The organism is Mucilaginibacter sp. (genome assembly GCF_035492695.1).
Classification (GTDB): Bacteria; Bacteroidota; Bacteroidia; order Sphingobacteriales; family Sphingobacteriaceae; genus Mucilaginibacter.
In genome coordinates, this window is the sequence record NZ_DATJJC010000004.1 from 71,808 (window position 1) to 92,199 (window position 20,392).

At 45.0% G+C, this 20,392-nt stretch carries 23 protein-coding genes; 15 read left to right on the top strand and 8 right to left on the bottom strand.

Translation table 11 applies throughout. The features are described from left to right. The first annotated feature begins 149 nt into the window (after positions 1-149). From VL525_RS01395 to VL525_RS01425, 7 genes are all read left to right on the top strand, one after another. Positions 150-482 carry a DUF1475 family protein gene (locus VL525_RS01395; protein ID WP_325382516.1) on the top strand — a complete coding sequence of 111 codons (333 nt, stop codon included), beginning with the start codon at positions 150-152 and terminating at the stop codon, positions 480-482. After that, positions 475-1,269, top strand: a complete 795-nt coding sequence (locus VL525_RS01400; protein ID WP_325382518.1) for a DUF1295 domain-containing protein — start codon at positions 475-477, stop codon at positions 1,267-1,269. Before VL525_RS01395 ends, VL525_RS01400 begins: the two co-directional genes overlap by 8 nt. 104 nt (positions 1,270-1,373) lie before the next feature. Then, positions 1,374-2,408 carry a cyclopropane-fatty-acyl-phospholipid synthase family protein gene (locus VL525_RS01405; protein ID WP_325382520.1) on the top strand — a complete coding sequence of 345 codons (1,035 nt, stop codon included), beginning with the start codon at positions 1,374-1,376 and terminating at the stop codon, positions 2,406-2,408. Further along, positions 2,405-3,535: an alpha/beta hydrolase gene (locus tag VL525_RS01410; RefSeq protein WP_325382522.1), complete on the top strand. Its 1,131-nt coding sequence runs from the start codon at positions 2,405-2,407 to the stop codon at positions 3,533-3,535. Before VL525_RS01405 ends, VL525_RS01410 begins: the two co-directional genes overlap by 4 nt. Continuing rightward, entirely contained in the window at positions 3,532-4,815 is a 1,284-nt protein-coding gene (locus tag VL525_RS01415) for an NAD(P)/FAD-dependent oxidoreductase (protein WP_325382524.1), read from the top strand. Before VL525_RS01410 ends, VL525_RS01415 begins: the two co-directional genes overlap by 4 nt. 21 nt (positions 4,816-4,836) lie before the next feature. Then, positions 4,837-5,631: a DUF1365 domain-containing protein gene (locus VL525_RS01420; protein ID WP_325382526.1), complete on the top strand. Its 795-nt coding sequence runs from the start codon at positions 4,837-4,839 to the stop codon at positions 5,629-5,631. 74 nt (positions 5,632-5,705) lie between these two features. Further along, a complete protein-coding gene (locus tag VL525_RS01425) occupies positions 5,706-6,944 on the top strand; it encodes a cyclopropane-fatty-acyl-phospholipid synthase family protein (RefSeq protein ID WP_325382528.1) in 1,239 nt (412 codons plus the stop codon). 17 nt (positions 6,945-6,961) lie between these two features. Here the strand turns inward: VL525_RS01425 and VL525_RS01430 are convergent, their stop codons facing one another. From VL525_RS01430 to VL525_RS01445, 4 genes are all read right to left on the bottom strand, one after another. Further along, entirely contained in the window at positions 6,962-8,305 is a 1,344-nt protein-coding gene (locus VL525_RS01430) for an MFS transporter (protein ID WP_325382530.1), read from the bottom strand. A gap of 89 nt (positions 8,306-8,394) precedes the next feature. Next, the gene (locus VL525_RS01435; protein WP_325382532.1) at positions 8,395-9,168 is read right to left on the bottom strand and encodes a molybdopterin-dependent oxidoreductase; all 774 of its coding nucleotides are present in this window, start codon (positions 9,166-9,168) and stop codon (positions 8,395-8,397) included. Beyond that, positions 9,155-9,853 (bottom strand): cytochrome b/b6 domain-containing protein, encoded by a 699-nt coding sequence (locus tag VL525_RS01440; RefSeq protein WP_325382534.1) that lies wholly within the window; start codon positions 9,851-9,853, stop codon positions 9,155-9,157. Before VL525_RS01440 ends, VL525_RS01435 begins: the two co-directional genes overlap by 14 nt. Positions 9,854-9,885: 32 nt before the next feature. Beyond that, positions 9,886-10,692: a DUF1223 domain-containing protein gene (locus VL525_RS01445; protein ID WP_325382536.1), complete on the bottom strand. Its 807-nt coding sequence runs from the start codon at positions 10,690-10,692 to the stop codon at positions 9,886-9,888. 178 nt (positions 10,693-10,870) lie between these two features. Between VL525_RS01445 and VL525_RS01450 the strand changes: the two genes are divergently transcribed. The 5 genes from VL525_RS01450 to VL525_RS01470 all read left to right on the top strand — a co-directional run bounded on the left by VL525_RS01450 (position 10,871) and on the right by VL525_RS01470 (position 13,258). Next, positions 10,871-11,443 (top strand): sigma-70 family RNA polymerase sigma factor, encoded by a 573-nt coding sequence (locus VL525_RS01450; RefSeq protein ID WP_325382538.1) that lies wholly within the window; start codon positions 10,871-10,873, stop codon positions 11,441-11,443. 2 nt (positions 11,444-11,445) lie between these two features. After that, positions 11,446-11,721: a hypothetical protein gene (locus VL525_RS01455; RefSeq protein ID WP_325382540.1), complete on the top strand. Its 276-nt coding sequence runs from the start codon at positions 11,446-11,448 to the stop codon at positions 11,719-11,721. A gap of 74 nt (positions 11,722-11,795) precedes the next feature. Continuing rightward, positions 11,796-12,017 (top strand): hypothetical protein, encoded by a 222-nt coding sequence (locus VL525_RS01460; protein WP_325382542.1) that lies wholly within the window; start codon positions 11,796-11,798, stop codon positions 12,015-12,017. A gap of 76 nt (positions 12,018-12,093) precedes the next feature. Further along, complete coding sequence (locus VL525_RS01465; protein WP_325382544.1) at positions 12,094-12,681, top strand: peroxiredoxin family protein; 588 nt, start codon at positions 12,094-12,096, stop codon at positions 12,679-12,681. Between the two features lie 64 nt (positions 12,682-12,745). Beyond that, complete coding sequence (locus VL525_RS01470) at positions 12,746-13,258, top strand: hypothetical protein (RefSeq protein ID WP_325382546.1); 513 nt, start codon at positions 12,746-12,748, stop codon at positions 13,256-13,258. A gap of 56 nt (positions 13,259-13,314) precedes the next feature. Here VL525_RS01470 and VL525_RS01475 read toward each other — a convergent pair whose 3' ends face one another. From VL525_RS01475 to modA, 3 genes are all read right to left on the bottom strand, one after another. Then, positions 13,315-13,935, bottom strand: a complete 621-nt coding sequence (locus tag VL525_RS01475; protein WP_325382548.1) for an ATP-binding cassette domain-containing protein — start codon at positions 13,933-13,935, stop codon at positions 13,315-13,317. Beyond that, positions 13,932-14,603: a molybdate ABC transporter permease subunit gene (modB, locus tag VL525_RS01480; RefSeq protein WP_325382550.1), complete on the bottom strand. Its 672-nt coding sequence runs from the start codon at positions 14,601-14,603 to the stop codon at positions 13,932-13,934. The genes VL525_RS01475 and modB overlap by 4 nt, the downstream gene beginning before the upstream one ends. Before the next feature lie 65 nt (positions 14,604-14,668). After that, a complete protein-coding gene (modA, locus tag VL525_RS01485; protein WP_325382552.1) occupies positions 14,669-15,424 on the bottom strand; it encodes a molybdate ABC transporter substrate-binding protein in 756 nt (251 codons plus the stop codon). A gap of 172 nt (positions 15,425-15,596) precedes the next feature. On the opposite strand from modA, the gene VL525_RS01490 reads away from it, so the two are divergent. The 3 genes from VL525_RS01490 to VL525_RS01500 all read left to right on the top strand — a co-directional run bounded on the left by VL525_RS01490 (position 15,597) and on the right by VL525_RS01500 (position 19,836). Further along, entirely contained in the window at positions 15,597-16,823 is a 1,227-nt protein-coding gene (locus tag VL525_RS01490; RefSeq protein ID WP_325382554.1) for a glycoside hydrolase family 5 protein, read from the top strand. A 41-nt stretch (positions 16,824-16,864) separates the two neighbouring features. Further along, positions 16,865-17,695 carry a glycoside hydrolase family 16 protein gene (locus VL525_RS01495; protein WP_325382556.1) on the top strand — a complete coding sequence of 277 codons (831 nt, stop codon included), beginning with the start codon at positions 16,865-16,867 and terminating at the stop codon, positions 17,693-17,695. Between the two features lie 173 nt (positions 17,696-17,868). Next, positions 17,869-19,836 carry a glycoside hydrolase family 97 protein gene (locus tag VL525_RS01500; protein ID WP_325382559.1) on the top strand — a complete coding sequence of 656 codons (1,968 nt, stop codon included), beginning with the start codon at positions 17,869-17,871 and terminating at the stop codon, positions 19,834-19,836. A 65-nt stretch (positions 19,837-19,901) separates the two neighbouring features. Here VL525_RS01500 and VL525_RS01505 read toward each other — a convergent pair whose 3' ends face one another. Continuing rightward, positions 19,902-20,183: a hypothetical protein gene (locus VL525_RS01505; protein ID WP_325382560.1), complete on the bottom strand. Its 282-nt coding sequence runs from the start codon at positions 20,181-20,183 to the stop codon at positions 19,902-19,904. Positions 20,184-20,392: the final 209 nt, after the last annotated feature.

A 20,392-nucleotide genomic window follows, 5' to 3' on the forward strand; every position in this document is an offset into this window, starting at 1 on the left:
TTGAGGTCCATCGATCGTCAAATTATTGATAATCAATTATTTATGGCGAAAATATTTTTGGAACGCGCCACCGCGTGAACACCGCTGATAACCAGGCAATTATTTATATTCATTTTTCTGTTGACCAGATTTTCGTTGCAAATTGCGGTATGATAACAGCGCTTAAGGTCATATTCGGTATTTTATTTGCCTGGATGTGTTATATTGTGATACGCACCAGTTTGCAGAGCAATTTGTTAACAGAGTGGGATTTTCTTGGCTCCATACCCTGGATGCGGGCCACTTTATGGGATTTTTATGCCAATGTTGCCGTAATTTTCCTGTGGGTTTGTTATAAAGAAAAAAGTATTTTTTTGAAAATCCTTTGGCTGATATTCCTCGTATGTTTAGGCAGCATCGCCAGTTGCGCCTATGTCCTGATCCAATTATTCAGGTTAAAGCCCGGCGAAGGTTTAAAAGAGTTTTTTAGCAAAAATGGATAATTCTGTATGGTGGCTGGCCCTTTACAGCCTTATTGCGTGCTGTATCATCATGATATTGGTATGGCTTTGGGCTTATAAGATCAAAAATGCCGGCGTGGTTGATATCTTCTGGTCGTATAACTTCCCTGTTATCGCCTTCATTTTATTATTGCTTGCGCCCGGTTTCGAAATACGCAAACAGCTTATTTGCGCTATGGTAATTGTAGCCGGCGGCCGGCTTGGCACGCATATCCTTACCCGTACGGTAAGCCATTTGGAAGAAGAGGAAGGCCGTTACCAGCAATTGCGCAAAGAATGGGGGCCAAATCCCGACCGTACCTTCTTTTGGTTCTTCCAGGCGCAGGCGCTTTCTAATGTGATACTGGCGATACCCTTCTTCGTCATCTGTATGAATACAGTTGCGCATTTGTCGCCGCTGGAATATGCCGGTGTTGCGATATGGCTGATCAGTGTGATAGGTGAATCGGTTGCCGACGCGCAGTTGCGGGCATTCAAAAAAGATCCGGCCAATAAAGGCAAAGTTTGCAGTGCAGGGCTCTGGAATTATTCGCGTCACCCTAATTACTTTTTTCAGTGGATGATGTGGATGTCGTACCTGGTTTTTGCGCTGGCATCGCCGTACGGATATTTAGCGATCATCAGTCCCGCTATTATTCTTTATCTGTTGCTGCGGGTAACCGGTATCCCCATTACCGAGGAGCAATCCATCCGGTCGAAGGGCGATGCCTTCAGGGAATATCAAAAAACAACAAGCGTGTTTGTGCCGTGGTTTAAGAAGAAAAAGTAAATTTTCCACAACATTTAGTTTTAAAAATCCAACCACCCGCATTTATCGTATTATCTGTAATTTACAGACTTACAATTATCACAAATATTACTGACCCTAACTTAATGTGGTACGATAAACTGATCGAGCAAAATAAAGTCCCTGATTTTCTACTGCGACGCGGCATACGCGGCCTGCTAAAGCAACGCCTGAAAGACGAAAACAAAGGCGGCGTTGAAGCGCAACAGGCCCACCTGATGTCGTTGATAGAGCAACTCAAGGCATCACCTATCGCGGTTAATACGTCTGAAGCTAACCAGCAGCATTACGAAGTCCCTACACAATTCTATCAATATTGCCTTGGCAAAAATCTCAAATATTCCAGCGGCTACTGGAACGATGGCGTTAGCGATATCGACACCTCGGAGGATGATATGCTGGCGCTGACCTGTGAACGGGCAGAATTGGCCGACGGCCAGCAGGTATTGGAATTAGGCTGCGGCTGGGGTTCGTTGTCGTTATATATGGCCGCAAAATTCTCTAATAGCACTTTCAAAGTGGTTTCCAATTCGCGCACGCAAAAGGCCTTTATCGACGGGAAAGCAAAAGAACGCGGCATCAAAAATTTGACGGTTATCACTGCTGATATGAACACTTTCAGTATCGATGAACAGTTCGACAGGATCGTTTCGGTTGAGATGTTCGAGCACATGCGCAATTACCAGCTGCTGATGCAAAAGGTGGCTTCGTTCCTGAAACCCGATGGAAAAGTATTCATCCATATTTTTACCCACAAGGAATATGCTTACCTGTTCGAGGTGAAGGATGAAACCGACTGGATGAGCAAATACTTTTTCACCGGGGGCATTATGCCAAGCGACGATCTTTTGTTTTACTTTAACAACCACCTGACCGTCGAAAAGCACTGGCATGTAAGCGGCAGTCATTACGCCAAAACATCTGAAGCCTGGCTCAAAAACATGGATGGACATAGGAATGAGATCATGCCATTATTTGAAGAAACTTATGGTAAGGCACAGGCACTAAAATGGTGGGCCTATTGGCGGATATTTTATATGGCCTGCGCCGAACTGTGGAACTACAATAACGGTAATGAATGGATAGTTAGCCATTACCTTTTTCATAAAACCAACGCATGATCCGCCTTATCATTCTCATCATATTATTATTACTATCGTTACTATCGGTTATGCGGGCACAGGCTTATTACCTTTGGCTGATGGCCATTGCCGTTACCGAATTTCCGCTGATCTTCGCCGGTGGTACAATAGTCATGCTATCCACCGGTTTTTGGGCGGGCAAGTACCAGTGGGCGGGTACACTTGTTGGTTTCATAGCATTGATCTTGTTCCTTTCGCCAATATTAAGGTCCTACTTAATATCGAGGCGCCTGGAAAAGGACATGCGCGCCGCTTTCGGTCAGGTGTATTTGAAAAATGGCGTTGAACCCTTCAGTTTTAGTAAGTTCTTCCGGCTGAATTTTAAAGATACCGTCGGATCAAAAACCTTAACTTATGTTACTTACAATGATGGAGCCACACTGAAACTCGACTTTTTCCCGGCGCAGGCGGCCGGAAAAAGGCCATGCGTCATCGTTGTTCACGGCGGTTCGTGGAGCAGTGGCGACAGCAAACAACTGGCCAACCTGAATAGCTACATGGCAAAAACGGGGTATAACGTTGCGGCCGTTAATTACCGCCTGGCTCCAAAATACCAAACCCCTGCGCCTGTTGAAGATATTAAAAGCGCGATGAGCTTTTTCCGCACTCACGCGGATGAATTCCATATCGATACCAGTCAATTTGTTTTGCTTGGCCGCTCGGCAGGCGCGCAGATAGCTTTGCTGGCTGCTTATACATTACACGACAAAAGCATTAAAGGCGTTATTGAGTTTTACGGACCGGCAGATATGGTATGGGGATATTCAATACCATCCAACCCGCTTATCATGGACAGCCGAAAGGTAATGGGCGACTATGTAGGCGGTACCTACGCCCAGGTTCCGCAAAAATATCACGATTGTTCCCCTTTGTTTTTTGCCGGCCCGGCTTCGCCGCCAACCCTGATGATACACGGGGTAAACGATGTGCTTGTCACTTACCTCCATGCTGTTAAACTCAGCACAAAACTGGAGGAGGAGCATGTAAAACATTATTGGCTCAGGCTTCCCTGGGCCACGCATGGTTTCGATTTTAACCTGTACGGCCCCGGGGGGCAGTTATCCACCTACGCGGTCGAGAATTTTTTAAGTACTGTTACCAAATGAAGACGGCTATTATAGGCACAGGCATTGCCGGAATGGGTTGCGGGCATTTTTTGCATAAGCAGGATGAACTGACCATCTATGAACAAAACAGCTACGTTGGCGGGCATACCAATACCGTGACGATAGATGAAGAAGGCAAACCCGTTTATATCGACACGGGCTTTATGGTTTTCAATTACAAAACCTATCCAAGGTTATGTAAGCTTTTTGCTGAATTGAATGCCCCGGTTAAAAAAACGGATATGTCCTTCAGCGTCCAGCATTTACCGGCGGGATTAGAGTACTGCGGATCGAGCCTGAATCACTTGTTCGCCCAAAGGAAGAATATTTTCAATCGCAGTTTTATTAAAATGCTGAAACAAATCGGACGGTTCAACAAGGAAAGCGTGAAAATTCTGGACGATCCCCGTTACGCTGGTTATTCCATAGGTCAATATATTAAAGAGTTCCGGTACGGCGATGACATGCTTTGGAAATACCTGGTGCCAATGAGCTCGGCAGTATGGTCGACCCCGATGGAGCAGATGCTTGATTTTCCTGCCGTCACGCTCATCCGTTTTTTTCAGAATCATGGTTTTTTGGGATTGGATACCCAGCACCAATGGTACACCCTGGATAAGGGCAGTCAAAGCTACCGGGAGTTATTGATAAAACCGTTTAAGAACAGCATTCACGTCAATCGAAAAGTTGTTAAAGTTATCCGCGCTGGTGGGAAGGTAACCGTGAAAGCATCAGACGGTTCGGAAGAAACATTCGACCGGGTGATCATCGCCACACATGCCGACCAGGCCCTTGCCTTGCTGGAAAAACCCACCTGGGAAGAACAACGCTTGCTTCCCCCGTTCAAATACCAATACAACAAAGCTGTTTTACATACCGATGAAAGTATCATGCCCAAAACCAGGCTGGCCTGGAGCAGCTGGAATTACCGCATCAAAATTCAGGATGGCGCTTTAGAACCCAGCACCATTTATTGGATGAACCGGCTACAGGGCGTGTCAGATAAAAAGAATTACTTTGTTTCCGTCAATCCTCATCATGACCTGGATGACAGGAAAATCCTCATGGAAATCGATTATGAGCACCCGCTGTTCGATGTTCCGGCTATAAATGCACAGGAGCGCCTGCACATTTTGAATGAAAGCGGGCCGGTTTATTTTTGCGGAAGCTATTTCAAATACGGCTTTCACGAGGACGCATTTGCAAGCGCGGTCAATTTGTGCTCGCAACTGCTTGGCAAGCCGGTTTACGGCGAACAAATCATCCATCCGGCGGTTTAAATCGTATCTTTAATATCGCTCATGAATTCATGTCTTTATAAAGCGCGCGTAATGCATAACCGTTTGGCACCCAAGCCGCACAGTTTTCACTACAATATATTCATGTTTTACCTCGACCTGGACGAGATCGACAGCCTTCACAAAAAGATGAAATTCATGAGCCGAAACCGGTTCAACCTGTTCAACTTTCGGGACAAGGACCACCTGCAATTACCCAAAGAAAGCCCGGAAAAGTCGAAAAACGTCCGTCAGCATATTACGGATTACCTGCAGGCAAACGGTGTCCATATCGGTAATGGGCGTATTATGATATTAACCAACCTTTGCACTTTGGGCTACCAGTTTAATCCGGTTTCATTCTATTTCTGTTATGACGAAGCCGGGCAACCTGTTTGTTCAATCGTTGAGATATGCAATACCTTTTTAGAGATGAAGCCTTTCTTTTTAGGAGCGGATACCAAAACCGGCGACCATTACAAACTGAATACAACCAAATATTTTTACGTGTCGCCGTTCATCGAGATGGATACCAATTTTGATTTCAACCTACAGATTCCCGGCGAAAAATTACAGATCAGGATAGACGATTTTGATAAACAAGGTAATAGATTTTTTATCAGTACGCTTACCGGCGACCGGAAGCCCCTGACCGATATGATCTTGCTGAAATATTTTTTTAGCTTTCCGCTTATTACCTTGAAAGTTATTGCGCTGATACACTGGCAGGCGTTAAAACTTTGGCTCAAAAAAATCCCTTATCATAAAAAAAACGTTAATAAGGAACTGCAAAGGGAAGTTTACCGGCCATATAATTGAATTTTGTTATCTTAGTAAAACCGGCATATCAAAAACCTACGTAAATACATATAAACCCAATAACAGTATTTAAAATGCCCAATACCCTTACGCTCACAAAAAGGCACAGTTTATACCAGGATATTATTCTCAAGATCATGTCGCGGATGGATAAGGGCCGCATGCACCTTACTTTGCCCGATGGCGGGCGTATTGCGTTAGGCAGCGGCGAAGGAAATGTGTCGGCCAATGTGACTATCAATGACAGCGAGTTTTTCCGGCAAGTGATCCTTTACGGCGATATTGGCTTTGGCGAGGCCTATGTTGATGGTATGTGGGACACCGAGAACATCACCAATGTGATCAAATGGTTTTTGCTGAACGTGGATAATAATCCTGTGGTTTCGGGTAGCAAAACCCAGGCCGTAATGCTTAACATATTGAAATGGTTCAACAAGCTTTCCCACTTCAAAAGAGCCAATTCCATCAGCGGTTCGCAAAGGAATATTTCAGAACACTATGATTTAAACAACGACTTTTTTGCAAGTTTCCTCGACCCGACCATGACCTATTCCAGTGCCTACTTTTATAAGGATGGAATGAGTTTACAAGATGCCCAGCTGGCTAAATATGACCGCTTGTGCAGGCAACTGCTTTTAAAGCCTACCGACCATGTGCTGGAAATTGGCAGCGGCTGGGGCGGCAACGCCATTTACATGGCTAAGAATTATGGGTGTAAGGTTACTTCGCTTACCATATCGTCTGAACAACTAAAACTCGCCGAAGAACGTGTAGAAAAAGCAGGGCTGAGTGATAAAATCAGCATCCAGCTTCGCGATTACCGCCTGATGGAAGGGCAGTTCGACAAGATCGTGTCCGTTGAAATGCTGGAGGCGGTCGGCCACAAATATTTAGATGTCTATTTTAAAAAATGCCACGACCTGCTGAAGAAGAACGGCATACTGGCACTACAGGTAATTACTTCGCCCGACTCGAGGTATGACAGCCTGCGTAAAGGTGTGGATTGGATACAAAAGCATATTTTCCCGGGTTCGCTTTTGCCTTCAGTTGCCGCTATCAACGGCGCCGTCAACCGCACAGGCGACCTGACGATGGTAGACCTGAAGGACCTTGGCCTGCACTATGCCCAAACTCTTAAATTATGGTTCGACCAGTTCAACACCAACCTTCCAGCTATCAAAAAGCTGGGATTTGATGATACCTTCATCCGTAAATGGAACTATTATTTTTGCTATTGCGAAGCGGCTTTTGCCACACGTAATATCAATGTAATGCAATTGGTGTATTCGAGGCCGAATAATGTTTCTCGTTAGGTCCCTCCGAATAAAGTTTAGGTATTGCGGGCCTCCTTAAACCGGCTAAAGAAAATAAGCGCAGCCAGGCAAAGCACACAACCACAAACTCCGTTCAGCCTAAGGCCATGGTCGTGACCCGGATCTTTTCCATATACTGTCAGGAAAGCAAACAAAGCAATACCTAAGGTCTGCCCCATTTTAACAAAAAAATATTTTACGGCAAAAAACATCCCTTCACGATTCTCGCCGGTTTCTTTAGCGTCCTGTTCGGCAATCTCAGCTAATATCGCATTCGGCAAAATACCCAGGGCAGCCAGCGGGAAAGCGGTAAGTAATGCTAAAGTATAAGCTTGCACATAAGGTGAGACGGGAAATTTACCAAGAAAATAAATCATCACAAAAATGAGACTCAGCATTCCGAAGGCTATAAGTACCAGTGGCTTTTTGCCTATCTTCCTTGAAAAATAATTAACGACGGGATAGAATAATAAGGAGGAAACAACCATAGCGCCCATCAGTTTTCCGCCCTCGGACTCGTCGATATTAAGTAATACCGTTACAAAATATAGCAAACCGCTGGAGACTATACTAAGAGAGATATAAAATGTAAAGTCAGAAATGAGATAATATTTGAAATTTGAGTTACCGAATGTTTTACGGATAGCCTGCATAATAGGCAGGTGCGCCGGCTTACCCGTTGTATATTTCTTTTCGTCAATAGCCAGCACTGGTACCAGCATGATCAGGCCCGCCACAATGCAAAGCCCCCAGATAGTGTACTGTACTGCCAAATCGCGATCGGTCACATGGAAGAAACGCTGCACCAGGTCGGCATAGTTATTAACCAGTGCCGCGATGATAATACCCAACACAAAACCGGCCTGCTGAAAAGACGAAAGTTTAACTTTTTCGGCGGCACTGTGAGTCAGTTCGGGCAATAAGGCATTATAGGGGATAATGTAAGTAGTCGCGCCCATAAAAAACAGTACCATGGTAATAGCCAGCCATATCGAATTATTGTCGCTCACCCCTTTTACCAACGGGTAAAAAGTGAGGCAGCAAAAAACTACGGCGGGCAAAATAGCCCATTGCATAAACGGGATACGGCGCCCCCGGCGGTGGCGGCTTTTATCGCTCATCGATGCGATGAACGGATCGTATAAAGCATCGGCAAGCCTGCCCGAAGCAGCGATGATGGATAAGATATTGATAACTCCGAAAAGCAGCAACTGCGGCACCAATTGTACCAATCCGGCATTGGATGGCGGCAGATAAAAATAAGGCAGCATCACAATAATAATATTCGTCATGATGCTCCAGCCTACCATCCCGCAGGCGTAGGCTAGTTCTTTTCCTAAGGTCAGTTTTTCGGAAGGCATTTACCGCAAGATGCGAAGAAAAGCTTAAAGCGGAAAGCCTAAAGAAAAAGTAGAATAACTGTCCGCGTCGGACTTTCTGCCCCAATCTTTTACAATCCAGAAAAATAATCGTATCCCTGTTCGGCCCAGTAATCTCGGGGACGGGTATTGCTAAAGGTCATGGTGCCGATGCGTTTCAGATTTTTGATACCATACTTTACCGGGATGATCAGCCTTAAAGGCTGGCCGTGGTTACCGCTTAACAACACATCATTCATCTGGTAAGCCAGCAACGTTTGCGGGTGCATGGCGCTGGGCATATCTATCCCTACATAATATTGCTTATCAGGTGTTTCGAGCCCTACGTATTGTAACTTTGCTTCGGTATCCAATTTGTAATGGGCTATAAAATCGCTGAATTTTACGCCGGCCCAGTGCTGTATCTGGTCCCACCCTTCAACGCATTTAAAATCGTAGGTTATCTCGGTCTTTGGCAGCGCCCTGATCTCATCCAGCGATATCTGCAAGGTTTCGCCGTTGATTTTCTTTACCTGTAGTTTCCAGTTTTCGGGCGGCAATTTACCTTCCGATCCGATGTCGCTATTGTGCCTGATGATCTTGGCGGCCATCTCTTTCGGATAAGTTTTCACCAGGTGATTCTCGTTAAAGGTCAGCCTCCTGAAAAATATTTCGGTTTTATTTAGCGCCCGGCGCAAAGGTTTGCGTGCGCCTGCTGTTATCCCGGCGGTTTCTTCCGGCGATTTGTACAACCATCTCCAGGCTCCGTAAGCCCCGGCAGCGTATACGCCAAACAAGCCGAAGGAGATAAAGGTCCGCCGTTTTATTTGCTGGTTAACAGTTAATTCTTTATTAGGCTTTTTCATCGTCGCTGTTTGTTTCAATTGCCGGTTTGGGCTGTTCTTCCACAACCTCGAAACCTGATATTACCGCCCTGAAATTGTTCCATCCCGCCAGGATAACCTGGATAATGTGAATGAGGAAGAAGAAAACATACCCTATCGTAAGCACAAAATGCCATATCCTGGCCAGGTGGTAACCACCGCATATCCACGCCAGGTAATAAAACTGAACCGGTTTGTAAATAGCAAGACCGGTGATAACAGAACCGAAACCCATTACGATAATCGCTGTGTAGGCTACCCGTTGCGCGGCATTATACTTACCCTGTGGTGGTGCTGTTTTCCGGATATGCAAATCGTGCAAAAGCACCAGCCACGCTTCTTTGAACGAATGCCTGTTGGGCAGCAGGTAGCGCCATTCGCCCGATATGATACTGTAAAGTACGTAAAAGAACCCGTTCAGCACAAAAAACCACATAAACAGGAAATGGAATGCCATACCCTCTGCCAATCTTTGCGGTATATGTAAAGTTTTATAAAACCATTCAGGAAAAAACCGCACAAAAGTGTGGCCAAAGATGGTAACACTGTAAACATCATTGGCCCAGTAGATCAGCATCCCGCTCCATATCATAATGGTAAGCACCGGGAAGTTGATCCAGTGGGTCCACCGCATAATCAGGGGATGCTTTTCCTTTATTACTTTCATTGGTTTGGTTTATGGTTAAAGGTAACTATTCTTTATTTCGTTTTATTGCTCATTGCGGAAGAAAAGCCCGATTTAGCCGCAGCGGTGATCTCGCCATTTGAAGTATTCTGCACAAAGGCGATCACTTCGTATCCGTCTGCATTAAAGCCAGCGGGCAAAGCTATACTAAGGTTGCCGCTGCTGTGGCTTGCAAGGTTCACGTTTTGCAGTTTACGTACTATCTGCACGTGCGAAAGCGTACGGCCACCGTTCTCTCCCCGCTCAACCCTGGTTGTTGCGTTTTTTTCGACCAGCGCCACCACGAGTGCCGCATTAACAGGCGTGCCTGAAGCCTGGTATTGCAGTTCGGCTTTGCCGTCATTTTCGCGTAAGCCGTTTAGAATCAGCTCTGTTTTTGATGATCTTTGCAAATCACTCACTATTGCTTCGTGCAAAGTCCCGTTTTCGGAGCCAACAAATTCTTTGCGACCGTTCACCACAGCCTGTGGCGTATAAACTGATGATAAATTAAGCCAGCGGGCATACTGCTGCTGCCTTGCCGAATAGGCTGCATCGCTAAACACATCTTTCCAGCCAAGGCGGTTCCAGTAATCGACATGATACGCCAGGATATAAACCGGCTTGCCTGCATCTTCCTTTTGTACCCGTGCTACCAGTGCATCGGCGGGCGGGCAGCTTGAGCACCCCTCCGAAGTGAATAGCTCCACCACGGCAAAGCCCTTATCGGCTTCTGTCTGCACTTTCAGGGTGTCTTTATCTTTAATAATAATAAATGCCTGGGTGATCATGGCGGCAAACCCCAGGCTGGCTGCGATAATGAATATTTTAAATGAACTCATCTTTGTCATTGTTTTCAATTTATTGGTGTTATGCTGATTTAGACGGGCAGCAACATCTATCCTTACAATAATTGTAAATAATTTTTTTGAGCCGGGCTTTCCCTTTCAACTTATTTTTAAATAAGCTGTAAGGTTTTAGATAAATTTACGACTAATCCCGCGACTCACATTAAAGTTAATGATAATTGAAAATAATCAACCCGACCCGCATAAATGGGTAGAGGCCCATGCCGACTATCTGTATGCATACGCACGGGCGCGAATAAACGACGAAGAACTGGCGCGGGACCTGGTACAGGAAACCTTCCTGGCAGCGCTCGAAAAGGTTAAAAATTTTGAAGGGCGAAGTTCCGAACGGACCTGGCTGACTGCTATTTTACGAAATAAGGTGATCGATGTTTATCGAAAAAAATCATCGGCATTGATCAATATAGATGTAAAACACGCAGAGGATGAACAAGCCGACTTTTTTGACGATAATTATGGACACTGGACCGCAGAGCGAGCGCCACAACCGTTTGGTATAGAAGATAACGACCCGCTGACAGCAAAGGAGTTTAACCGCGTACTAATGCTTTGCATGCAGAAATTGCCGGCACTTTGGCTGTCTGTATTTACCATGAAACATATCGACGAGGAAAGTACGGACACGATCTGTTCCGAACTTAAACTGACGTCATCAAATTTCTGGGTCATCATTCACCGTGCCAAACTTAACCTGAGGGCCTGCCTTCAAAAAAACTGGATATGACGATGGAAGCACTAAAAAAAATTACCCATAACTGCAAACACGCCACATTCCTGATCGAGAAAAAACTGGCCGGGCGGCTTAGCCTGCGTGAGCGTATTTTCCTTAAGATCCACCTGGTTGGCTGCGATGTATGCAAACTATATCAAAAACAAACTACGAGGATCGGTGAAATGATACGGGAGCTTTTCAACAGCCGTGTTGCCCAAGCTCCAAAACTGGATGAGGAGTTTAAAAAAGACCTCCAGGACCGCATTGAGGAAGAATTGAATAAAAATTAAAATGTTTTGTAAGGTTTAAGAATGACACCCGACAAAAGGGTAAATCATTACTTAAAAACTAAAAAAACAACAGTATGAAATCGATTATTTCAAAAGTGGCAGTAGCCGCTATTATCGCATCATTTTTTGCCGTTAGCGCACAGGCAGGTCCAACTCACACTGCAGCTGCTGATACCGGCAAAATGAAAAAAATGGACAAAATGGGCAAGATGGACCATAAGATGGACAAAATGGAAAAGAAGAAAATGAGCAAGATGAAGAAGGATAAGATGGGCAAAGACACAACAAAAATGTGAGTTGTTTTTTGTTTTTTATGGGGAGAGGAGTGCTTAATCCTCTCCTTTTTTTTGACTTGTATACAAATAATTTTTTATGAAGAAATACATACTTATTACACTTGTGACGCTATTTGCTTTACAGGTTTTAGCTCAAACCGGGCTGCAGAAGGGTGCGGAAGCGCCTTCGTTCACCGCTAAGGACAACAACGGCAAAACTGTCGACCTGAAAACCATTCTAAAGTCGCATAAAGCGGTTGTGCTGTTCTTTTACCGCGGACAATGGTGCCCTTATTGTAATAAATACATCCAGAAGCTGCAGGATTCGCTGGAGTACCTTACCGGTAAAGGTGCTTATATTATTGGCGTAACACCGGAGACTAGCGAAAATATTGGGAAAACTATCGAAAAGACGAACGCCTCCTTTTCCATCATACAGGATAAAGGATATAAAATAATGAAGGATTACGATGTCAACTACACCGTTGATGCCGGCCTGTATTCAAAGTTAAAAGGGTATGGTGTCGACCTGGAAAAGAATAACGGCAATACTGACCATGTGCTTCCGGTACCGGCAACTTATGTTATCGGCAAGAACGGGAAATTGATCTTCGTTCATTTCGATAAAAATTATACCAAAAGAACATCTGTAAGCGAGTTGTTGACCGCTATTCAGGGTTCTTGAGAAAATTGGGGTTATTGATTTAGCGCAAAAGTGTGGATATTTTTATGCCACACTTTTTTTATTTATGAAAAAACTACTGCTTATTCTTTCCCTTTATACCGGCACCGCTTTAGCGCAGGATGCACCCTATAAAACCACGCACCAGTTTACCATTAGCGGTAAAGTAAAAAAGGAATCCGTTATCACTTTGGATTCGCTGAATAGTTATCCTTTGAAAGAAATAGGCGATATACGGGTAACCAACCATCTTGGCGATTTTAAGCATAACGATGAAAAATTGAAGGGCGTTTTATTGAAGGATATTTTAAACCATAGCCAATGGGCGGTTAGCGGCCCCAAATTTTTCAGCGAGCTTTATTTTGTTTGCACCGGGGCCGATGGCTACAAGGTGGTTTATTCGTGGAACGAACTGTTTAATACCCAGGCTGGGGACCAGGTGTATATCCTGATGGAAAAGAACGGCGTTAAAGCCGGCAAACTGCCCGAAAGCCTGCAAATGGCCTCGATGCTGGATATGAAAACCGGAAGACGGTATTTGCATAACCTGGATAAGATCGTGGTTTGCCAGGCACAGTAAAAAATATAGAGCCGAAAGTTGTGACCCGTTCACTTCTTGGCCAAAACTTGAAACTATCAGCTTTCAATATATAGTTCCTGGTTGGTAAAGCCATCCAGTTCCTGCGGGTTATGGCTCACAATCATTACCGTTGTTCCCTGTTCATTCCAAACCGCGCGCAACTCTTTGATCAAGGTAGTCCGCATCTCCGGGTCGAGGGCCGAGAATGGCTCGTCCATCAATAGTAGTTTCGGTTTTATGGCCAATGCCCTTAAAATAGCCAATCGCTGTTGCTGACCGCCCGACAGGTATTCCGGCTTGTGATCGGTAAAAGTTTCCAGTTTACCCACCCTTAGCAGGCGCGCAATCCAACTGTCGTTAGGGCTCGCGTATTGCAAATGTTCAAGCACCGTCATATTGGGAAACAGGGCATAATCCTGGAACACAAAACCAACTTTCCGTTTTTGTGGCGATAAAGATATCCTGGTTTCGGTATTCAGCCAAACGGTGTCTCCAAACTGTATCTTTCCTTTTTCGGGCTGTACAAGCCCTGCTATTGCCTTCAAAAATGTTGTCTTGCCCGTACCCGACGGGCCGTAAATTTTGGTGATACTGCCCAACGGAAATTGCCGGTCAATTTTCAGCACCTGTTGCCCCCGGTAGGCTTTCAGCTTTTTTTCTATGTCGATGGCGATCATTCCAACGGGCTTTTAGCTTTATACTTATTGAAAACAAAAACGGCTATTACCATTACAAACGTGATGCTAAAAAGGATGAGGGAGTAAATATTTGCCGAGTGATAATCCAGGTTTTCCACTGAGTCATACACAGCAATAGAAGCCACCCTGGTCACTCCCGGTATATTGCCGCCTATCATCAGCACTACGCCAAATTCTCCCAGCGTATGCGCAAACGTTAAAATGGCGGCAGTCCATACCGAAGCCTTAATATTGGGTAGCAATACATTCACAAAAGTTTGCCATTCGGTGTACCCAAGCGTATAAGATGCTTCGGAAAAAGATTTGGGCAGTTGTTGCAGTGCCGACTTGATGGGCCCGATCATGAAAGGCAGGCTGTAAATAACCGATGCCAGTACTAATCCCTTGAAAGAAAAAACCAACTGCAGGTCGAAGTTATCGTGCAACCATTGGCCTATACCATGCCGCGGACTAAATGCCAGTAGTAAATAAAACCCCAGCACCGATGGCGGCAATACCAGCGGCATGGTTATCAATGCTTCGATAACGATCTTAAATATGGAACGCCTTTTAGACAACCAATAAGCTAACGGAAGCCCGATGATCAGCAGCACCAGCGTGGTGATAGCGGCCAGTTTAAGCGTAAGCCATATCGGGGTCAGATCCATTAAGTCAAAAATAAAAATAGCGATGGGTTTAAAACCCATCGCTATGAAATAAATTCCAGTGTGCGCTATACCCCGTATCCGTATTCCTTTAATATCTTCTTCGCTTCAGGGCTTGTCATATATTGATAAAATTTTTCGGCATTAATGGTTTCTTTAGAAGTCTTGATCAGAACCATCCCCTGCTTTATAGGCTCGTAGGTCTTCGGGTCGATGGCTTTCCAGTACAGTTTTTTCTTTCCTTCCAGGTCTTTGACCAATGCCTGTGTTGTAAAGCCAGCGTCAACAACTCCGGTAGTAATATAGGTATTAACCTGGGCTATGCTTTCGCCTGAGACAATTTTGGATTGCACATCGTCCAAAATGCCTTTCTTTTTAAGCGCCTCTTCTGCTGCTTTTCCGTAAGGCGCTATTTTGGGGTTTGCTATCGCGATCTTTTTAACCCGCGGGCTCAACAATTCGCGTTCCCAATTTTCAAAGCCTATGTCCTGGGTGCTGCAAATAATCAGGCTGCCGTAGGCGTATACAGCCGGCTCTTTTGCGGCAAAACCTTCTTTATAAAGCGTTTCCGGGAACGTGATATCAGCCGATAAAAACACATCGAACGGCGCGCCGTTTTTGATCTGTGCCGACAGGTTGCCCGATGAACCAACGATCGGCTGAATTTCGATGCCTGTTTTTTCCTTAAAATCTTTTTGCAGCACTTTTATCACGCCCTGCAGGTTGGCGGCAACAGCCACCTTTAAACCTTGTGCAATAGCATGTACCGAAAACAGCAGGCAAAGTAAAATTACTGAGATGCTTATTGAAATAGTCTTTTTCATGATTATTAATGAAGGGGTATTAATTCGTTTAAAATTATACCATAGCGCCAGTAATTACAACTAATAATTTATTTTTAATGCTGTATTTTATACACTAAGTGGATAATAATACTATATTAGCTTTTGCAAATATCATTTTGCACCAGGCAATTATAACCTAATAGCATTTATTATGAAGAAGAGCATACTCGCAGTTGTGTTTTTTGCGCTGCTGCTATCTTTTTGGGCTAAAGCGCAACCAGGCTTTATCACCGTAAAGGGTAAAGACGTCATCGGGCTTGACGGTAAACCTTTCATCATGCGCGGCACTAACCTGGGTAACTGGCTCATCCCAGAGGGGTACATGTTCAAATTTGACAAGGTAAATTCACCCAGGCTTATCAACGAAGCGATAACCGAATTGATTGGGCCAGACGAAGCCAAAAAATTCTGGGAGAAATACCTGCATAATTATATCACCGAAGCTGATATTCATTACCTGAAAAGCATCGGCGTAAATTCCATCCGTATACCCTTCAATTACCGGCTTTTTACTAACGAGGATTACCTGGGAGCCAATGACCCCAACCGGGGTTTTGAACTGATCGATCCTGTCATCAAGTGGTGCAAAAAAGAGGGAATTTACGTAATACTGGATATGCACGCAGCACCGGGCGGCCAGACCGGCGATAATATTGACGACGGCTACGGCTATCCATTCCTTTTCAAAAGCGGGGCCAGCCAAAAGCAATGTGCCGAAATTTGGGCGCGTATTGCCGATCATTATAAAAATGAGCCTATCATAATAGGATACGACCTGCTGAATGAACCTATCGCCACTTATTTTGATGCCGGCGAATTTAACCCTTCGCTGGAACCAGTTTATAAGCTGATAACTGCTGCTATCCGTACTGTGGATAAGAACCATATCGTAATATTAGGCGGCGCTCAGTGGGATAGCAACTTCAAACCCTTCGGGCCACCGTTCGATACAAAACTCATTTACCAGTTCCATAAATACTGGACCGACCCCACCAAAGCCGTGATACAGGACTATATTGACTTCAGAGACAAATACAACGTGCCTATTTACTGCGGCGAAACAGGCGAGAATAAGGACGAATGGGTTAAAAAATTTAAGGATGTGCTGGAGGAAAATAACATTGGCTGGCACTACTGGCCATACAAAAAGATGGAAAACCTGAGCGGCTTTGTCACTTTTGATAAGCCGGCCAATTATGACAAGATCATTGAATACGCCGCAAAACAACGGGGCAGCTTTGAAGACATACGCAAAGCCGGGCCCGTAGACCGCGAGCAGGTAAAGAAAGCGCTATATGATTTTATAGAGAACAGCCGTTTTGAACATTGCCGGGTTAACAAGGGGTACGTTGGCGCGCTCGGCTTTAAGACCAATTGATATAAAATTCCGTAAATAACGAAACAGGACATTTCAACTTTATGAAAACATCAATACTTAAAAAAAATATTCTCGCTGCATTAGTCGTTGCGCTTGCCTTTACTAGCCTGTCATCGTGCAGCAAATCAAAATCAGACCCTTCAAATAACGTCATTATAAAAACGGATACGGTAGTAAAGCCTGTTTATGCGCTGGTGTGGTCGGATGAGTTTGATGAGGCCGATATTGATGCTACCAAGTGGGGCTTCGACCTGGGCAATCTCGGGGTGAATAACGAAAAGGAATTTTACCAGGCCAAGAATGCTGCCATTGCTAATGGGAATTTGGTAATCACGGCCAACAAAGAATTGGTTTCGGGTCAGCCGTATACCTCCGCGCGTATGAAAACCCAGGACAAGTTCTCCATGACTTATGGCCGCATCGAAGCTCGTATCAAATTACCGATGGGACAAGGCATGTGGCCCGCATTCTGGATGCTGGGCGCTAACATCAACACGGTTTCGTGGCCGCAATGCGGCGAGATCGATATTATGGAGCATATCAACGCCAATAACGTAATATACGGAACCATGCATTGGAACAATAACGGGCATGTATCATATGGGAATACTACCATGTCCACTCCGGCCGATTACCATGTTTATGCCGTGGAATGGGATTCAAAACAGATCAGGTGGTATGTCGATGACACACTTTTTCAAACAGGAAATATTTACGGAAACGTAAACAATACCGGCGCATTCCATTTGCCTTTTTTCATCTTACTAAACCTTGCCGTTGGTGGTGATTTCCCCGGCGCCACGGTTGATGAAAGTATACTGCCGGCAAGCATGTATGTGGACTACGTAAGGGTTTATAAACAGACGAATTAATTTAGTCCGGAAGTCGGAAAGTCCGAAAGTTGATTTGCAAACACTTTAGTACGGAGGCGAATTTCCTGCTCCTGGATTTTATATGGTCTTTCGGCTCCAAAAATAAAATTGTCATTTATACGGTTTTTATTTAGTTTCGAAATCACGAATCGCTAACTATAAACCCTTTACTGATGAAACTGCGCGCCCTCCTATCGTTCTGCTTATTTTTCGCCTGCACAATTGCTATCGCACAAACCACAAAGGTTTATCATGTAAAATCGCCTGATGGGAAAATTGACCTTATGGTCTCTGTCGGGAAAACCATCGAATGGTCGGTAAAGCACGGTGACACCGAAGTAATATTACCTTCGGAGGTATCGCTTACTCTGGGCGATGGCATGGTTTTCGGCGATGATGTGAAAGTAAAAGATGCAAAGCCATCATCCGGCAACCAGGTCGTCAATACGCCGCTGTATAAAAAAGATAAGGTTTCCGACAACTACAACCAGCTAACACTAACTTTCAGAAATGATTATGGGATGATTTTCAGGGCCTATGATGATGGAGTGGCCTATCGTTTTGTTACTTCAAAAGCTTATGAGATAACCATAGCTAATGAAGAGGCAAATTTTAATTTTAAAGATGACTACCAGGCCTATCTTCCTTTTGTGAACGACTACCGTCACCACGATAAATTCAACACTTCATTTGAGGCCTTGTATGACAAGCTGAACATTTCCGCCATCAAAAAAGATACGCTGGCGTTTATGCCGGTGCTGGTGGACCTGGGCAATGGCAAAAAGGCGGCCCTGCTTGAAGGCGACTTACAGGATTATCCCGGCATGTACCTTACACCCGGCACTACCGGCCATAACCTGCATGGGGTATTCGCCAATTATCCAACCAGGGAGGAGCTGAGCAACATTAATTACGTTGTTGACGAGCGCGCCGACTATATTGCCAAAACCAAAGGTATTCATAGTTTCCCGTGGCGGGTGGTAGTGATCAGTACGGAAGATAGGCAGTTAGCTAATAACGACATGATGCGCCGCCTGGCCGAACCTTCCAAAATTGCGGACCTGTCGTGGATAAAACCAGGCAAAGTTGCCTGGGACTGGTGGAACGACTGGAATATTTCGCATGTGGATTTCAGGGCGGGTATTAATGTACCAACCTATAAATACTACATTGATTTCGCGGCAGCAAATAAACTGGAATATATTATCATAGACGAAGGCTGGTCGGACGATCACGATCTGAATAAAACCAAGCTGGATATACAGCAGATAGTGGATTACGGCAAGCAAAAGGGAGTGGGCGTTATCTTATGGTCTACCTGGTATGCCATTACCCGCGATGCCGACGGCTTGTTTGCCAAATTCGCGCAGATGGGTGTCAAAGGATTCAAGATCGACTTTATCGACCGCGACGACCAGAAAATGGTAACCTCGCTTTATGATCTTGCCGAAAAAGCTGCAAAAAATCATTTGCTGGTTGATTATCATGGCATGTACAAACCCTCGGGATTGATGACCACCTGGCCGAATGTGATCAACTGCGAGGGTGTAAAAGGCATGGAGAACGAGAAATGGGGAGTAAAGGACCACCCGGGATATGACGTAAGCATACCGTTCATCCGCATGATGGCCGGACCGATGGATTATACCCCCGGCGCCATGCGCAATGCTACCAAAGAATCTATCCGCCCCATAAACAGCAACCCGATGGCCCAGGGCACACGCTGCCACCAGCTGGCCATGTATACCATATTTGAAGCGCCTTTGCAAATGCTGTCTGATAATCCGACCGCATACATGAAGGAGCAGGAAAGCACGAATTTCATTGCCGCAGTGCCTACCGTGTTTGATGAAACCGTTGCGCTGGATGGTAAAGTCGGCGAATTTGTCAGCATCGCACGCCGCAAAGGAACAACATGGTATGCCGGATCGATGAGTAACTGGACGCCACGGGAAACTACGATAGACCTTTCCTTTTTAGGCGACGGTACTTACAAAGCTATCATCTTCGAAGACGGTATTAATGCTGACCGGGACGCGACGGACTATGTAAAGAAAGAGATCACCGTAACTTCAAAAGACAAATTGAAAGTTCAGCTGGCATCCGGCGGCGGCTGGGCGGCAAGGTTTGAAAAGCAGTAATTTGAGTTAGCAGCTACTCGTAGGCGTTTGGCATACAGATTAAGACTCTCCTTCAGGGGTGGGGGTTAAAACTTCAAATTAGCTTTCAGCCAAAATTGCACATTTTCCTGGGTGGTTACATCCGGCGGCATTTTATCGTGTATCAGTTTTTCCATCTTGTTACCGGTATTTGAAAAACGATAATCCCAAAGCATCATCAGCCGGTTGATCAGGTAAACTACTTCGTTGCCTTCGGCTTTATCAAAAGGGGTACTGTCCGGCTTGCCGTTGGTGCGTGGATCGTTGGGCACATAGGTATTCCATTTATAGTCGCTATAAAATAAGTTCCTTCTTGAAAAGAGTATCATAAGCCGTCGATTTTCTAAAGATAGGCATTTATTATTAGTCGGCAGTGGGCAGTTTGCAGTGAGCAATGTTTCCGGAGATCCGCAAACTCTCTAAAAACAGCAAAGCCCCTGATGGGCAGGGGTCTTTACTAACCAATTATAAACCTAAATTATGAGAAGGGCTGTAGGAGAAGGAGTCGAACCTTCACGAAGTGCTTATTCTTATTGCT

Excerpts from the sequence above, each read along its gene's own strand:
- VL525_RS01395 (WP_325382516.1), top strand. The coding sequence starts at position 150 with ATGATAACAGCGCTTAAGGTCATATTCGGTATTTTATTTGCCTGGATG.
- VL525_RS01400 (WP_325382518.1), top strand. The coding sequence starts at position 475 with ATGGATAATTCTGTATGGTGGCTGGCCCTTTACAGCCTTATTGCGTGC.
- VL525_RS01405 (WP_325382520.1), top strand. The coding sequence starts at position 1,374 with ATGTGGTACGATAAACTGATCGAGCAAAATAAAGTCCCTGATTTTCTA.
- VL525_RS01410 (WP_325382522.1), top strand. The coding sequence starts at position 2,405 with ATGATCCGCCTTATCATTCTCATCATATTATTATTACTATCGTTACTA.
- VL525_RS01415 (WP_325382524.1), top strand. The coding sequence starts at position 3,532 with ATGAAGACGGCTATTATAGGCACAGGCATTGCCGGAATGGGTTGCGGG.
- VL525_RS01420 (WP_325382526.1), top strand. The coding sequence starts at position 4,837 with ATGAATTCATGTCTTTATAAAGCGCGCGTAATGCATAACCGTTTGGCA.
- VL525_RS01425 (WP_325382528.1), top strand. The coding sequence starts at position 5,706 with ATGCCCAATACCCTTACGCTCACAAAAAGGCACAGTTTATACCAGGAT.
- VL525_RS01430 (WP_325382530.1), bottom strand. The coding sequence starts at position 8,305 with ATGCCTTCCGAAAAACTGACCTTAGGAAAAGAACTAGCCTACGCCTGC.
- VL525_RS01435 (WP_325382532.1), bottom strand. The coding sequence starts at position 9,168 with ATGAAAAAGCCTAATAAAGAATTAACTGTTAACCAGCAAATAAAACGG.
- VL525_RS01440 (WP_325382534.1), bottom strand. The coding sequence starts at position 9,853 with ATGAAAGTAATAAAGGAAAAGCATCCCCTGATTATGCGGTGGACCCAC.
- VL525_RS01445 (WP_325382536.1), bottom strand. The coding sequence starts at position 10,692 with ATGAGTTCATTTAAAATATTCATTATCGCAGCCAGCCTGGGGTTTGCC.
- VL525_RS01450 (WP_325382538.1), top strand. The coding sequence starts at position 10,871 with ATGATAATTGAAAATAATCAACCCGACCCGCATAAATGGGTAGAGGCC.
- VL525_RS01455 (WP_325382540.1), top strand. The coding sequence starts at position 11,446 with ATGGAAGCACTAAAAAAAATTACCCATAACTGCAAACACGCCACATTC.
- VL525_RS01460 (WP_325382542.1), top strand. The coding sequence starts at position 11,796 with ATGAAATCGATTATTTCAAAAGTGGCAGTAGCCGCTATTATCGCATCA.
- VL525_RS01465 (WP_325382544.1), top strand. The coding sequence starts at position 12,094 with ATGAAGAAATACATACTTATTACACTTGTGACGCTATTTGCTTTACAG.
- VL525_RS01470 (WP_325382546.1), top strand. The coding sequence starts at position 12,746 with ATGAAAAAACTACTGCTTATTCTTTCCCTTTATACCGGCACCGCTTTA.
- VL525_RS01475 (WP_325382548.1), bottom strand. The coding sequence starts at position 13,935 with ATGATCGCCATCGACATAGAAAAAAAGCTGAAAGCCTACCGGGGGCAA.
- modB (WP_325382550.1), bottom strand. The coding sequence starts at position 14,603 with ATGGATCTGACCCCGATATGGCTTACGCTTAAACTGGCCGCTATCACC.
- modA (WP_325382552.1), bottom strand. The coding sequence starts at position 15,424 with ATGAAAAAGACTATTTCAATAAGCATCTCAGTAATTTTACTTTGCCTG.
- VL525_RS01490 (WP_325382554.1), top strand. The coding sequence starts at position 15,597 with ATGAAGAAGAGCATACTCGCAGTTGTGTTTTTTGCGCTGCTGCTATCT.
- VL525_RS01495 (WP_325382556.1), top strand. The coding sequence starts at position 16,865 with ATGAAAACATCAATACTTAAAAAAAATATTCTCGCTGCATTAGTCGTT.
- VL525_RS01500 (WP_325382559.1), top strand. The coding sequence starts at position 17,869 with ATGAAACTGCGCGCCCTCCTATCGTTCTGCTTATTTTTCGCCTGCACA.
- VL525_RS01505 (WP_325382560.1), bottom strand. The coding sequence starts at position 20,183 with ATGATACTCTTTTCAAGAAGGAACTTATTTTATAGCGACTATAAATGG.